12 protein-coding genes, 1 pseudogene and 1 riboswitch are annotated in these 13,148 nt (G+C 70.7%); of the genes and pseudogenes, 2 read left to right on the forward strand and 11 right to left on the reverse strand.

What is annotated here, in order from left to right:
- The first annotated feature begins 21 nt into the window (after nt 1–21).
- Entirely contained in the window at nt 22–1,098 is a 1,077-nt protein-coding gene (locus WD026_RS00145; protein ID WP_425721534.1) for a PA0069 family radical SAM protein, read from the forward strand.
- Nucleotides 1,099–1,105: 7 nt separating this feature from the next.
- Here the strand turns inward: WD026_RS00145 and WD026_RS00150 are convergent, their stop codons facing one another.
- The 11 genes and pseudogenes from WD026_RS00150 to WD026_RS00200 form a co-directional block, all read right to left on the reverse strand.
- Entirely contained in the window at nt 1,106–1,567 is a 462-nt protein-coding gene (locus tag WD026_RS00150) for a type III secretion system chaperone (protein ID WP_425721536.1), read from the reverse strand.
- Between the two features lie 108 nt (nt 1,568–1,675).
- Nucleotides 1,676–1,930, reverse strand: a complete 255-nt coding sequence (locus WD026_RS00155) for an oxidoreductase-like domain-containing protein (RefSeq protein ID WP_425723169.1) — start codon at nt 1,928–1,930, stop codon at nt 1,676–1,678.
- Nucleotides 1,910–2,137, reverse strand: a pseudogene (locus WD026_RS00160) (DUF1653 domain-containing protein); the annotation flags it as partial. The gene WD026_RS00155 and the pseudogene WD026_RS00160, both read right to left, overlap by 21 nt.
- Before the next feature lie 12 nt (nt 2,138–2,149).
- A complete protein-coding gene (gene thiD / locus WD026_RS00165) occupies nt 2,150–3,736 on the reverse strand; it encodes a bifunctional hydroxymethylpyrimidine kinase/phosphomethylpyrimidine kinase (RefSeq protein ID WP_425721538.1) in 1,587 nt (528 codons plus the stop codon).
- Between the two features lie 4 nt (nt 3,737–3,740).
- Entirely contained in the window at nt 3,741–4,562 is an 822-nt protein-coding gene (locus tag WD026_RS00170; protein WP_425721540.1) for a thiazole synthase, read from the reverse strand.
- A 2-nt stretch (nt 4,563–4,564) separates the two neighbouring features.
- Nucleotides 4,565–4,789 carry a sulfur carrier protein ThiS gene (gene thiS / locus WD026_RS00175; protein ID WP_425721542.1) on the reverse strand — a complete coding sequence of 75 codons (225 nt, stop codon included), beginning with the start codon at nt 4,787–4,789 and terminating at the stop codon, nt 4,565–4,567.
- Nucleotides 4,786–5,901 (reverse strand): FAD-dependent oxidoreductase, encoded by a 1,116-nt coding sequence (locus WD026_RS00180; protein WP_425721544.1) that lies wholly within the window; start codon nt 5,899–5,901, stop codon nt 4,786–4,788. Before WD026_RS00180 ends, thiS begins: the two co-directional genes overlap by 4 nt.
- A gap of 3 nt (nt 5,902–5,904) precedes the next feature.
- Entirely contained in the window at nt 5,905–7,812 is a 1,908-nt protein-coding gene (thiC, locus tag WD026_RS00185) for a phosphomethylpyrimidine synthase ThiC (protein WP_425721546.1), read from the reverse strand.
- 103 nt (nt 7,813–7,915) lie between these two features.
- Nucleotides 7,916–8,026, reverse strand: a riboswitch (TPP riboswitch).
- A gap of 9 nt (nt 8,027–8,035) precedes the next feature.
- Complete coding sequence (locus WD026_RS00190; RefSeq protein WP_425721548.1) at nt 8,036–9,370, reverse strand: sensor histidine kinase; 1,335 nt, start codon at nt 9,368–9,370, stop codon at nt 8,036–8,038.
- A complete protein-coding gene (locus WD026_RS00195; protein WP_425721550.1) occupies nt 9,348–10,052 on the reverse strand; it encodes a response regulator transcription factor in 705 nt (234 codons plus the stop codon). The genes WD026_RS00190 and WD026_RS00195 overlap by 23 nt, the downstream gene beginning before the upstream one ends.
- Nucleotides 10,049–10,753, reverse strand: a complete 705-nt coding sequence (locus tag WD026_RS00200; RefSeq protein ID WP_425721552.1) for a PepSY domain-containing protein — start codon at nt 10,751–10,753, stop codon at nt 10,049–10,051. Before WD026_RS00200 ends, WD026_RS00195 begins: the two co-directional genes overlap by 4 nt.
- Before the next feature lie 156 nt (nt 10,754–10,909).
- Here WD026_RS00200 and WD026_RS00205 point away from each other — a divergent pair, with 156 nt between their 5' ends.
- The gene (locus WD026_RS00205) at nt 10,910–13,147 is read left to right on the forward strand and encodes a TonB-dependent receptor (protein ID WP_425721554.1); all 2,238 of its coding nucleotides are present in this window, start codon (nt 10,910–10,912) and stop codon (nt 13,145–13,147) included.
- The last annotated feature ends 1 nt before the right edge of the window (nt 13,148 follow it).

Here is a 13,148-nt window from a genome sequence, read left to right on the forward strand (position 1 = left end):
TACACAGTATCCGGAGGCGCCATGGGCACGGTTCACGGCATCCACATCCACAAGGGGCGCGGCGCGGCCAGCTGGCAGCCGCACCGGTTTGCCGCCCACGCCCGCGAAGCCTTCGACGACGGCTGGCCCGAGACCGACCGCCCGGCGCTCCCGCCGCCGGCCACCAGCGTCACCTGGGAAGACGCGCGCAGCGCCATCACCCGCAACGACTCGCCCGACATCGGTTTCCGCTACGGCCTCAACCCGTACCGGGGCTGCGAGCACGGCTGCATCTACTGTTACGCCCGGCCGACCCACAGCTACCTCAACCTCTCGCCGGGGCTGGATTTCGAGACCCGGCTGATCGCCAAGCGCGGCCTGGCCGAGGTGCTGCGCCGCGAACTGGCGCGCCCGCGCCACCAGGCCGATCTGCTGGCCCTGGGCACAGTGACCGACGCCTACCAGCCGATCGAGCGCGAACTGCGCCTGACCCGCAGCGTGCTGGAGGTCCTGTCGCAGGCCCGGCACCCGGTGGCCATCGTCACCAAGGGCAGCGGCGTGGAGCGCGACATCGACCTGCTGGCCTCCATGGCCGGGCAGGGGCTGGCGGCGGTGTACGTGACCATCACCACGCTGGACGCCTCGCTGGCCCGTGCGCTGGAGCCCCGGGCCGCGGCACCGCACCGGCGCCTGCGCACCATACGCACCCTGGCCGAGGCCGGCATACCGGTGGGCGTGAGCGTGTCGCCGCAGATACCGTTCGTGAACGACGACATGGAACAGGTGCTCGAGGCGGCCCGCGAGGCCGGCGCCAGCCGGGCCTTCTACCAGGTGCTGCGCCTGCCCTGGGAGCTGTCGCCGCTGTTCCGGCAATGGCTGTCGGTGCACCTGCCCGATCGGGCAGAGCGCGTCATGGCCCGGGTGCAGGACCTGCACGGCGGACGCGATTACGACGCCGACTTTGCCCACCGCATGAAAGGCCAGGGCCTGTGGTCCGACCTGCTGCGCCAGCGCTTTGTGCGGGCGTGCCGGCGCCTGGGTCACTCCACCGAGCGGGTGGCCCTGGACACACAGCGCTTCAGCGCCGCCAGCAGCGCAGCGCAGGGGCGGCTGTTCTGAAGCGGTTTCAGTGGATGGCCAAGGCCTCGTCGGCGGTGGCGAGCTCCCGGTCGAGCTGCACATGCAGCCAGATCTGCACGCTCTGGGCCGCGTCGACCAGGTCGAGCAGCGCGGCCTGCAGCTCGGCCGCCGAGCACTGACCGGCCGGTTGGTCCGACAACACGTACAGCGTCTGGCCGGCGCCTTCGGTGCCCACCCGCAGGTTGCGGCCGAGCCCGGCCCGGCCGTTGTAGGCCAGCAGGGCCTGGTAGACCGCCACCGGTGCATCGGCCGGCAGTTCACCGGCCTGCAGGGCCATTTCGATGCGGATCGGGTTGTTCAGCCAACGCAGCCGGATGGCGCACGGGCCGTGCTGCAGCTGCCACTCGTGGGCCTGGGGGGTGGGGCTGAGGCGCACCCGCGGCGCGACGGCCAGCAGCTCGGTCAGCAGCTGTTCGGGCTGGGGCAGTGAAAGGGGCTGGCAGGACATGGTTCGGTCTCTCCCTGGTGGATCGGCGGGCTCGCCGTCCATGGGTCACCGCCCGGTCGACGGCGGTTCCCGCCCACCCCCCCGTCCAGCCATGATGAATTCCTGTCGTCAGCCCGGCGCCAGCCTGGGCAGCACTTCGTCGCGCCAATGGCCCAGGGCGGCATGGAAGCCCTCCCACACGCAGCCGTTGCAGCCGCGCCCGCAGCAGGTGGTGGGCTCGGGCGGCGGGGGCCGCAGTTCGGTATCGATGTCGATGCCCTGGCGCTGTGCCCGACCCCGCAGGTGGGCCACCAGGGCGCGGGCACCGGGCAGGTCGGTGGTCTGCAGGCGGGCCAGGTCGTGGCGCACGAAGCGGGGCTGCACCCGGCCTTCGAACTCGGCGGTCTCGCCGAACATGGCGGCCGGGCGCACCCACAGGCCGAAGCCGCCATACAGCGCCCGGTACAGCGTCATGCCCTGCAGGGTCTCGCTGCAGCGCACGGTGTCGATCACCTCGTACCAGCCGCCCTTGTAGTGGCGGTACAGACCGGGCGGCGTGGGCTGGAGCGGGGGCAGGTCGTGGTCGGTCATGGTGGGGCAGTATCAGGCCGGCGGATTCTGCCCCAGCGTCGGGTGCGGCAGCGCAGGCAGCGGCAGCGGGGCTGCGAGTCGTCCCTGTGCCCAGGCAGCCGACCATTCGGTCAGGCTGCGTGCCGGGTCGTCGCCCAGCCCGCGCACCACGCAGCCCATTGCTGCACCGCTGCGCGCCACCTGCGCCAGCTGATCGTGGGTGAGCACCCCGCCGATCCCCACCACAGCAGTGCCCGCCATGTGCGCCCACCAGGCCAGGTTGTCCAGCCCCTGGGGCTGCCACGGCATGGCCTTGGTGGTGGTCGGCCATACCGGACCGCAGGCGATCAGGTCCGGCTGCATGGAGCGCGCGCGGCACAGCTCCCACAGGCTGTGCGAGCTCAGCCCCAGCGACACGCCGGCCGCGCGCGCCCGTGCCAGGGTGTGGTGGTCGGCGGCGTCCAGCGCGAGCAGATCCTCCTGGCCCAGGTGCAGGGCCGCGGCACCCAGTTCCAGCGCCAGCCGCCAGTGGTCGTTGATGACCACCGGCACGCCGCTGCGCTGCCCGGCCGCGATGGCCCGGGTCAGCTCGGCGCGCAGATGCTCGGGTGCCGCGGTGCCGTCGTCGGTCTTGATGCGCAGCTGCACCATGGCGGCGCCGCCGGCGATGCAGGCTTCCGCCCGTTCAGCGGTATCGACGATGGCGTACACGCCCTGCGGGCGCTCTGTGGTCCCGGCCGGCGTGGTGGCCCACGGTGGCAGGGTGTCGCCGATGGAGAGCACCGGCAGCAGCGAGGGATCGCTGCCGAAACCGCGGGTGGCGATCACCGGGCCGGCGCCGCGGCCTACGGCCCGGGCGTGGCGCAGTGCTTGAGTGGCCAACATTTTGCCCAGCACGGCGGCATCGGTGCCCACCCAGCCGAGTGCCATGGCGGCTGCTGCGCCACTGGCCAGTGTGCAGCCGGTGCCATGGTTGTGCGGCGTGTCCAGCCGGGGCAGGGCCAGCCAGCCCCGGGCGTGTGGCGTGTCCAGCCAGTCGCACGACAGATCACCCCCGTCGTCGCCGCCGGTGATCAGCACGGCTTCGCCGCCCAGCGCCCGCAGTGAAGCCGCGAGTGCGGGGGCCGGTGTGGCATCGGTCTGCGGTAATCCGAGCAAGGCCAGCGCTTCGCGCCGGTTGGGGGTGGCCAGGCTGGCCCTGGGCAGCAGCCAGCGCACCAGGGCTTGCCGGAGCGCGTCGTCGGCCAGGGTGGCGCCGGTGGTGGCCCGCAGCACCGGATCCACCACCACCGGCAGCGGGCCTTGTTCGCGCAGCCGGTCGATGCGCCGGGCCAGCGCCTGCACCTGGTCGGGGTCGCCCAGCAGGCCGGTCTTGATCGCGCGTGGTGGCAGGTCTGCCTGCAGCGTGTCGAGCTGGGCTTCGAACAGATCGGCAGGGACCGCTGCCACGCGGGTGACTGCCGTTGTGCTCTGGGCGGTGATGGCGGCCAGTACCGGGCACAGATGCACACCAAAAGCATCGGCCGCGCGCTGGTCGGCCGACAGGCCGGCACCGCCGCCGCTGTCGTGGCCAGCCACGCTCCAGATCACGGTGGGCGAGGGGTTCTGTGGGTGGTTCATGGCGTCATCCGATCAGCATCGGGCGTCCGACCACCGGCGTGCTGGCCACGGCCATGGCCTGGGGCGTCAGGGTGCCGCTCTGGAAGGCCAGGCGCCCGGCCTTTACCGCGTGGGCAAAGGCCCGGGCCATGCCCACCGGATCGCGGGCCTGGGCCACGGCCGAATTGAGCAGCACCGCGTCGAAGCCCATCTCCAGTGCCTGTGCCGCATGGCTGGGGGTGCCGATGCCGGCATCGACGATAAGCGTGGCATCGGGCAGCCGCTCGCGAAGCGTGCGCAGGGCCCACGGGTTGAGCAGGCCTTGGCCGGAGCCGATGGGCGCCCCCCACGGCATGAGCACCTCGCAGCCGGCGTCCAGCAGGCGCTGGCAGCTCACCAGGTCGTCGGTGCAGTAGGGGAACACCGCAAAGCCCTCGCGCACCAGTTCGGCGGCGGCATCCAGCGTGCCCCAGGGGTCGGGCTGCAGGGTGTGTTCGTCGCCCACCACTTCCAGCTTGATCCAGTGCGTGCCGTACAGCTCGCGCGCCATGTGGGCCAGTGCAACGGCCTCGCGGGCGCTGCGGCAGCCGGCGGTATTGGGCAGCAGGTGCGCGCCGCGCTCGCGCAGGCCGGGCAGCAGCTGGCCGATGAAGCCGTTGTCGCCACCGCCGGCCAGCACCCGGCGCAGGCCCACGGTGACCACCTGCGTGCCGGCCGCGCGCAGGGCCACCTCCAGCACGGCGGGCGAGGGGTAGCCGGCGGTGCCCAGCAGCAGGCGGCTGTGCAGTGCGGTGCCGTACACCGTCCAGGGGGTGTCGGCGCGGGGCGGCGTATCGTCGAGGTGCATGGTCAGCCTCCGGTGATGGCTTCAAAGGTGGTGACGCGGTCGCCGGCCGCCAGCACCGTGCCGGCCCGCGCGGTGCGCGGCACGAAGCGCTGGTTGACGGCGGTGGCCACCGCATCGGGCGGCGTGCCATGCAGGGCCAGCAGATCGGCCAGCGTGGTGCCGGCGGGCACGGTGTGCGGATGGCCGTCGAGTTCGACGGTGTTGAATGCAGGGGCAGGGTGGTTCATGCGGGGACTCCTTCGGATGGATGGACCGGCTGCAGCGCGTCGGTGCTCAACCCGGCCATGCACAGGGCGTCCTGTACCAGTGCCGGGGCGATCAGCCAGCCGTGGCGGAACAGACCATTGATCTGCAGCAGGCCGCTCTGGTGATGCAGATGCGGAAGGTGGTCGGGCGTGGCCGGACGCAGATGGGTGTCGTGGTGCAGCAACCGGGCCTCGGCCAGTTCGGGCAGTACGCTGTGGGCCGCGCTCATCAGCTCTACGGCGGTGCGCAGGCTGATGGGGGAACGGTCCTCACTCTCGATCTCGCTGGCGCCCACCGCCACCACATCGCCGGGTCGGGGCACCAGGTAGATGCGGTGGCGTGGGTGCAGCAGCCGCACAGGCCGGTGCAGCACCCCACCGGGCGCGTGCAGCCACAGGATCTCGCCGCGCACGCCGCGCAGCGTGAGGCCGGTGCTGCGTGCGCCGAGGCCACGCACGTCGATGGCCAGGTCGCAGGGCAGGGTGGTGCCGTCGTCCAGGGTGATGGCGCCCGGGTGCACCTCGGTGGCCTGCCGGCCCCAGTGCCACTGCACGCCCGCGGCGTGTTCGGCCAGCGCCTGCAGCAGCTCGCGCGGCATGACCTGGCCTTCGCCCGGCAGCAGCCAGCCCTGCAGGCCGCTGGCCAGCGCCGGCTCCAGCGCCCGCAGGGCATCGGCGCTCAGGGCCTGCGCTGCATCCTTGCCGGCGGAGGCCTGCAGCCGGGCCAGCACGCGTTGCGCGCTGCCCAGGTCGCTGCGGTGGGCCAGCAGCAGGCTGCCGTGGCAGCGCAGCAGCGGTGGGTTGGCCGGCAGGGCCTCGGCCACCGCCGCCCACAGGGGCAAGGAACGCCAGCCCAGGGCCGCGATACGGTCATCGGCATGGTCGAGTTCGGCCAGCGGGCTGAGCATGCCGGCGGCGGTGAAGCCGGCGGCCCGCTGCGCGGACGACACGGCCCCTGCGCCCGAGGCCGATAGCGGCGGTGCCTGTGGCCCGGCCGCCGGATCGACCACACACACCTCATGGCCGGTGCGCGCCAGCTGCCAGGCCAGCAACCGGCCCAGCACGCCGGCGCCGGCAATGCCGATGCGGGCCATGGTTCAGTCCTTGCGCGGGGTGATCGAACCGACCGGCACGTAAAACTCGCCGCCAGCCGCCCGGAATTCGGCGCTCTTGGCCGCCATGCCGTCGCTCAGCGCCTGCTGTTCGCTCAGACCCTTGGCAGCCGCGTAGTCGCGCACGTCCTGGGTGATTTTCATGGAGCAGAACTTGGGGCCGCACATGCTGCAGAAGTGCGCTTCCTTGGAGGCGTCCTTGGGCAGCGTTTCGTCGTGGTAGGCCTCGGCCGTCATCGGGTCCAGGCCCAGGGCGAACTGGTCGCGCCAGCGGAACTCGAATCGGGCCTGGCTCATGGCGTCGTCGCGGGCGCGGGCACCAGGGTGGCCCTTGGCCAGGTCGGCGGCATGGGCTGCGATGCGGTACGCCACGATGCCTTGCTTCACATCGTCGCGGTCGGGCAGGCCCAGGTGTTCCTTGGGCGTGACGTAGCACAGCATGGCCGTGCCCATCCAGCCGATCATGGCCGCGCCGATGGCGCTGGCGATGTGGTCGTAGCCCGGGGCGATGTCCATGGTGAGCGGCCCCAGCGTGTAGAAGGGTGCCTCGTGGCAGTGCTTGAGCTGCTCGTCCATGTTGGCCTGGATCAGGTGCATGGGCACATGGCCGGGGCCTTCGATCATGGTCTGCACATCGTGCTTCCAGGCGATCTGTGTGAGCTCGCCCAGGGTGCGCAGTTCGGCGAACTGGGCTTCGTCGTTGGCATCCGCCTGCGAGCCGGGTCGCAGGCCGTCACCCAGCGAGAAGGTCACGTCGTAGGCCTTCATGATCTCGCAGATCTCTTCGAAGTGCGTGTGCAGGAAGTTCTCGCGGTGGTGGGCAATGCACCACTTGGCCAGGATGGAGCCGCCCCGGCTGACGATGCCGGTGCGCCGGTTCGCGGTGAGGTGGATGAAGGCCAGCCGCAGCCCGGCATGGATGGTGAAGTAGTCCACCCCCTGTTCGGCCTGTTCGATCAGCGTGTCGCGGAACAGCGGCCAGCTCAGGTCTTCGGCGACGCCACCCACCTTTTCGAGTGCCTGGTAGATGGGTACGGTGCCGATGGGCACCGGGCTGTTGCGCACGATCCAGTCGCGCGTGGTGTGGATGTGGCGGCCGGTGGACAGGTCCATGACCGTGTCGCCACCCCAGCGGATGGACCAGACCAGCTTTTCCACCTCTTCCTCGATGCTGGAGGTGACCGCCGAGTTGCCGATGTTGGCGTTGATCTTCACCTTGAAGTTGCGGCCGATGACCATGGGCTCCAGCTCGGTGTGGTTGATGTTGGCCGGGATCACGGCCCGGCCGCGTGCCACCTCGTCGCGCACGAACTCGGGGGTGATGACATCGGGGATGCTCGCGCCGCGCGGGTCGCCGCGCAAGCGAGCCTCGCGGGCGGTATCGCCCAGGTACTGCTGCATCCATTCGCGCCGGCCGTTCTCGCGGATGGCGATGTACTCCATCTCCGGCGTGACGATGCCCTGGCGTGCGTAGTGCATCTGGGTCACGTTGGCGCCGCTGCGGGCGCGGCGCGGGGTGCGTTGCAGACCGGCGGCCTGTTCGCGCAGGGCGGCCATGCGCTGCAGCTGCACTGCGTCGGGTGCTTCGCCGCGCACGCCGTCGTCGAGCTGCTGGGGCGTGCGCCCGGCATAGGCTTCGGTGTCGCCGCGCGCGTTGACCCAGGCTGCCCGCACCGGCGGCAGGCCCCGCCGCACATCGATGTTCACCGACGGGTCGGTGTAGGGGCCGGAGGTGTCATACACCACCACCTGTTCGCCGTTGGTGAGCGCGATCTCGCGCATGGGCACCTGCACGCCGGGCTGCTGGCCAGGCACGAAGATCTTGCGGGACTGCGGGAAGGGCTCGCGACTGATGGCGGGGCCATCGACGGGGAAGCGGTCGGGTGCGTTCATGGTGGGCTCCTGGGTGGACGACGCGGTGGCAAAGGTGCTCCGGAGGTCCACCCGCCCGACCGTGGAGCGGCCCGTCGCGCAGACGGGACCACATCCACATGCCCGGGAGGGCATGCGCTCTTCTTACGCCGGTACTGACCGGATCAAGTTCACGGGTTCGGCAGATGCCGTCTCAGCGCCGGACCTTGCGGTCCGTGCACCCCGGAGCGAGGCGAAGTGTAGTTCAGGGCAGCTGCAGCACCGCACAAAGCCCGCCGGCCGGGGCGGTTTCCAGGCTCAGACTGCCGCCGTAGGTGTCGGCAATGTCGCTCACGATGGCCAGTCCCAGACCATGGCCTTCGGCCTGCTGGTCGAAACGCTGGCCGCGCTGCAGCGCCGCGTCGCGGGCCTGCGGTGGCAGGCCGGGGCCGTCGTCCTCGATGCGCACGACGATGCCGCCCTCGGCCGGCGTCACCGCCACGGTGACCGCGCTGCGGGCCCACTTGCCGGCGTTGTCCAGCAGGTTGCCCAGCATCTCCTCCAGGTCGGCCGGCGATCCGTTCCAGAAAACCCCGTCGTCCGCCTGCAGGGTCCAGGCCAGGCCCCGTGGCGCGTGCAGCCGCTGCACCAGCGCGAGCACCTGGCGCACGGCAGCGCCGGCATCGGTGCGTTCCACGCTGCCGGCCCCGCTGGCCAGGCGCGCCAGGTGGCGGTCGATCACGCGTTCCATGGCGCGGGTCTGGGCCTGCAGCGCGGCCGGGTCGGGTGCGCTGCGCTGCGCTTCGAGCGAGAGCACGGCCAGTGGCTTCTTGAGTGCGTGGCTGAGGTCGGCGGCCTGGTGGCGGGCGCGTTCCACCACCCGGGCGTTGCGCTCCAGCACCGCATCCAGCGTGCGGGCCAGCGGGTCCAGGTCGGGGCCGAAGCCCGGTTCGTCCGACACCGCCTTCTGGCGCCCCTCGCGCACCGCCCCCAGGCTGCGCTGCAGCCGCTGCAGGGGGCGCAGGCCCAGCCGCGCCTGCACCCGGGTGGCCACCGCCACGGCCAGCAGGAACAGCACCTGGGCCAGCAGCAGCACCCGGTCGATGCGGTCCAGGTCGACCAGCACCTGGTCCATCGGCCCGAACACCCGCAGCGTGGCCGGCATGCCCAGCGCATCGATGTCCTGCTCCAGCACCAGCAGGCGCTCCTGGCGCGGCCCGTGGGCCTGCAGCAGCAGCCCGGAGCGCCCCGGCACGGCGGTGTCGCGCGGCACGGCCAGGGTGGCGTCCCACAGCGAGCGCGAACGCAGCTGCCCGCCCTGGTGGTCGATGGTCCAGTACCAGCCCGAGAAGATGGCGTTGAACTCCAGCAGCTGGCTGCTGAAACTGGGGTCGTTCAGGCGGCCGTCGGCCACCAGCTCGGCCTCGATGCGTTCGGCCCGGTCGGCCAGCTCGCCCTCCAGGCTGCGCAGCACCACGGTGTGCAGCTCGGTGCGCAGCCACCAGCCCGCGGCCCCCGAGCACAGCAGCGCGGCCAGCAGGCCCAGCACCGTCAGGCGCCCGGCCAGGCTGAGCCGCTCAGTCCGGCGTGGGGCCGGCATGGTCGTGCTGCAGCCGGTAGCCGCGCCCGCGCTCGGTGTGGATGAGGGCGTGGGGGGCGAGCTTGCGGCGGATGCGGCCGATCAGCACGTCCAGGCTGTTGGAGTCCGGATCGAAGTCGCGGGCATACACATGGCGCACCAGTTCGTCGCGGGTGACCAGGGCGCCCGGGCGGGTGATGAGATGGGCCAGGATGCGCTGCTCCTGCGCCGTGAGGACCAGTGGCTGGCCGTCCAGGCTGAAGGTGGCGGCCACGGTGTCGTAGCTCAGCGGGCCCTGGTGCACCACCGGGCGAGGCAGGCCCACCTGGCGGCGCTGCAGCACCCGCAGCCGGGTGACCACTTCTTCCATCAGGAAGGGCTTGGTGAGGTAGTCGTCGGCACCGGCCTGGAAGGCTTCGAGCTTGTCGCTCCAGCGCCCCCGCGCGGTGAGCACCAGCACCGAAAAGCTGCGGCCGCGCGAACGCCACTGGCGCAGCACCGACAGGCCGTCCAGCCCCGGCAGGCCCAGGTCGAGCACGGCCACGTCCACCGCACCCGGTGCGCCCGGCGCGCCCGTGTCGTGCACCCGTTGCAGCGCCGAGGGGCCGTCGTGGCAGTGTTCCACCACCATGCCCTCGCGCGACATGGCCTCGCTCATGCCGCGCGCCAGCGCCACATCGTCTTCCACCAGCAATACTTTCATCGGCGAGGCTCGGTGTCGTTGATGATCTGGCCGGTGGTGGCATCCACCAGCAGCGTCAGGCGGCGACCCTGCGCCGTGAGCAGGGCCATGTCGTAGTACAGGCGGCCGGACGGCTCGCGGCGCAACTCCAGCTCGGTCGCGCGGGCGGCATAGCGCGCCTCCAGCGGCTCCAGCAGGCTGGCCAGGGGCATGAGCCGCCCGACCGCGCTGCGGTCGGGTACCGGCAGGTCCAGCGTCGCGCCACTGTATGCATCCAGCCGCAGCACCTGGCGCTGGCCGCTGGCCTGCAGCACGCGCACCTCGTACACCGCGCGCTGGTCCGGCGCCGATTCGAGCTCGATCTCCAGCACGGTGGCGCCGCGCAGGGCGTCGGCGCGCCGCAGCAGTTCGGTCATGGACAGCACGCCGGCCGGTCGCCGCGCGGGGGTGGCCACCTCCTGGCCGGTGACGGCGTCCACATGCACCTCGGTGCGCGAGCCGTCCTTCTGCATCAGGCGCAGCACATACCAGCGCTGGCCGGCCGGTCCCGGCACCAGCTGAACGTCCAGCAGACGTCCGGGGTGGCTGGCCTGCACCGATTGCAGGATGTCGGCCAGCGGCTTGAGCCGGCCGGCCTCCACGTCGCGGCGCACCACGTCCTGCTCGCCGGCGTGGGCCGCCAGGCAGGACAGGGCAAGCAGCAGGCTGAATGGCAGTCGCATGGGTCGCAAGAATACCCGGCGGGGTGGGGCTTCCTGCGTGAAACCGGCTGGGGATGTCCCTAGGCAAAAGACCGTCAATCGCGTCAAGAGTTAAATCTGAATTAATAATATGGATGCGAACAATTCGCATCACGTTTTGTATTCATAAGGGAAATCATGACTTCGTCCTTTGCTTCTTTCGCGGTGGCACCGCGCCGTGTTCACCGCCTGCGCCCCCGCGCCGTCGCCCTGGCCGCAGCCAGCCTGGCCGGCTCAGCCCTGGCCCAGACCGCCAACCCCGTACCCGCTCCGACCGCGACGGCAGGCTCGGTGCTGGAGGAGGTGCGAGTCATCGATTTCCGGGGCCAGCAGATGGACAGCATCAAGTACACCCGCGATCTCAAGGACACCCCGCGCATCATCAGCGTGCTGCCCAGTGACCTGCTGGAGGAGCAGAACGTCACTTCCATCAAGGACGCGCTGCGCAACATTCCGGGCATCAGCCTGCAGGCCGGCGAGGGCAATCCGCCCGGTGGCGACCAGCTCAAGATCCGGGGCTTCAATGCCCGCGACGACCTGAATGTGAACGGCACGCGCGACCTGGGCAACTACTTCCGCGACCCGTTCTACATCGATCAGCTGGAGGTGGTGAAGGGGCCGAACTCGGCCTTCTCGGGTCGGGGATCGGCCGGCGGCACCATCAACTTCGTCACCAAGAAGCCCAGCCTGGAGGCCTTCAACCGGGCCGAGATCAGCGTGGGCACCGACAGCTACTTCCGCGCCACCGCCGACCTGAACCGCCCGATCGACGACGACAGTGCGGTGCGCATCAACCTCATGCGCCACCAGAGCGACAAGCCGGGGCGCGACGTGGCGGAGGAGAGCCGCTACGGCCTGTACGCCGCTTACACCTGGGGCTTCAAGGGCCCGACCCAGATCACCGCCGACTTCCTGCACACCCGCCAGGACGACCTGCCCGATGCCGGCCTTCCGCTGGACCGCACCAATGTGCTGGGCAACGGCGGTGTGCTGCCGCCCGGGCTGGACTTCGACAACTTTTACGGCCACCTGGACGACTACAAGAAGGTCACCGTGAACCAGGTCGGGCTGTCGGTGCAGCACAGTTTCGGGAACGGCCTGGTGCTGCGCAACCAGACCCGCATCAGCCAGGTGAAGAACGACTCCATCACCTCGTCGCCGCGCATCGTCAACCTGACCACCGCGCGCGGTGACACCAAGCCGCGCGACCAGACCGACGACGGCTTCAACAACCAGACCGACCTGCTGTGGAGCTTTTCCACCGGGTCTGTCCAGCACGACATGGTCACCGGCGTGGAAGTGGCCCGCTACACCTACGAGAACCGCCGCCGCCGCGACACCCAGGGCCCCAGCACCTCGCTCTACAACCCGGCCCTGCGGGTGCTGGGTGCGGCCACGCCGGTGTACGACGGCACGGTCTACAGCTTCCAGACCGAGGAGCTGGGCATCTATGCGCTGGACACCATGAAGTTGTCCGACCGCTGGGAGCTGAGCCTGGGCGGGCGCTGGGACAGCGTGCGGGCCGAGGCCAACCGGCGCGGTTTCACCGGCGCGCTGGCGGCCAACAACACCGACCATGTGCGCAAGGACACCGAGTTCAGCTGGAGCACCGGCCTGGTCTACAAGCTGAGGCCCGACACCTCGTTGTACGCGGCCTACGGCAATGCGTACAACATCTCCGGCAGTTTCGACCGCAACCAGGTGCAGCTGGCCGGCGGCGGTGCCACCGAAGCGGTGGTCGGCCCGACCTTCAACACCCCGCCGGAGAAAGTGCAGGCCATCGAGCTGGGCGCCAAGTGGGACATCGGTTCCGACCTGGACCTGAACATGGCGGTGTTCCGCACCGAGACCACCGAGGGGCGATTCCCGGCCGCCGTGCCGGGTGCGGTGACCATCCCCAATGTGGAGTACCACATCAACGGTTTCGAGGTGCTGGCCGCGGGCAACCTGAGCAAGCGCTGGAAGCTCTATGGCGGTTACACCTACCTGGATTCGAAGGTGACCGCTGCACCGACCAACCCGTTCGCGGTTGGCCAGGGGCTGGGCGGCACGCCGCAGCACACCTTCAACCTGTTCACCACCTACGACGTCACACCGCAGTGGACCCTGGGTGGCGGTCTGCAACATGTGTCGGAACAGACCAGCGGTGTGGAGCCGTCGCCGCCGGCGGGCAACGCCAACCGGGTGGTACGCATCCCGGCGTACACCGTGGCCGATCTGTACGCCACCTACAAGTTCTCCCCCAAGACCCAGGTGCGCCTGAACCTGTTCAATGCCTTCGACAAGCGCTACATCCAGCAGCTGGCAGAAGGCGGCGGGCAAGGCATTCCCGGCCCGGGCCGGCAGTTCATCGTGACCCTGCGTCACGACTTCTGAG

It is taken from the genome of Hydrogenophaga sp. R2 (assembly GCF_049843595.1).
Taxonomy (GTDB): Bacteria; Pseudomonadota; Gammaproteobacteria; order Burkholderiales; family Burkholderiaceae_C; genus Hydrogenophaga.